The sequence below is a fragment of the Acinetobacter sp. ACNIH3 genome (assembly GCF_002918965.1).
GTDB lineage: Bacteria > Pseudomonadota > Gammaproteobacteria > Pseudomonadales > Moraxellaceae > Acinetobacter > Acinetobacter schindleri.
Genome location: NZ_PQLP01000149.1, coordinates 1 through 774, shown reverse-complemented (window position 1 = coordinate 774; position 774 = coordinate 1). Strand labels below are relative to the sequence as shown.

The window sequence follows — 774 nt, the reverse complement described above, 5'->3', positions numbered from 1 at the left end:
CGGCTGTGCCTACCACTGTTGTGCCATCAAAGCCCTCAATAACCGGGACCTCTGGAGCAGTGGTATCTGTTGCTGTATCTGCTACAGCGGTAACAGAATCTGATTCATTACCTGCTGCATCTGTCGCTGTGACTTCTACTTCTGCACCATCTTCAAACGCCGGTTCAAGCCCAACGCTGAAATTACCTTCTTCATCCGCTATAGCAGTAGCAAGCTCATTACCCTCAGTGTCGCTCACGATAATGGTTGAACCCGGCTCGGCTGTGCCTACCACTGTTGTACCATCAAAGCCTGCAATAACCGGTAATAACGGGGCTGTGGTGTCAGGAGCATTAACTACTGTTTCAATAGAAGTATTATTAGATTTATCTGTTGCTGTAACTTTGATTTCCTCACCATTACTCAATGGCGGATTAAGCTCAATAGTATAGTTTCCGTTGTTATCAACTATTACAGATCCTAAAACTTCTCCATCTTCGTTTTTTATTTGAATTGTTGATCCTGGCTCAGCTGTCCCTTGTATGTCGCCGTGACTTCTACTTCTGCACCATCTTCAACCGCCGGTTCAAGCACAACGCTGAAATTACCTTCTTCATCCGCTGTACCAGTAGCAAGTTCATTACCCGCCGCGTCTCTTACGGTAATGATTGAACCCGGCTCGGCTGTGCCTACCACTGTTGTGCCATCAAAGCCCTCAATAACCGGGACCTCTGGAGCAGTGGTATCTGTTGCTGTATCTGCTACAGCGGTAACAGAATCTGATTCATTACCTGC

At 46.9% G+C, this 774-nt stretch carries 2 protein-coding genes; both read right to left on the bottom strand.

Annotation, left to right across the window (positions count from 1 at the left end; all coding sequences use genetic code 11):
* The coding region (locus C3420_RS17155) for an Ig-like domain-containing protein (RefSeq protein WP_265734833.1) at nt 1-487 on the bottom strand (487 nt) is incomplete at its 3' end.
* Nucleotides 484-774: Ig-like domain-containing protein (locus tag C3420_RS17480; RefSeq protein ID WP_171294489.1), on the bottom strand; the 291-nt coding region annotated here is incomplete at its 5' end. The genes C3420_RS17155 and C3420_RS17480, both read right to left, overlap by 4 nt.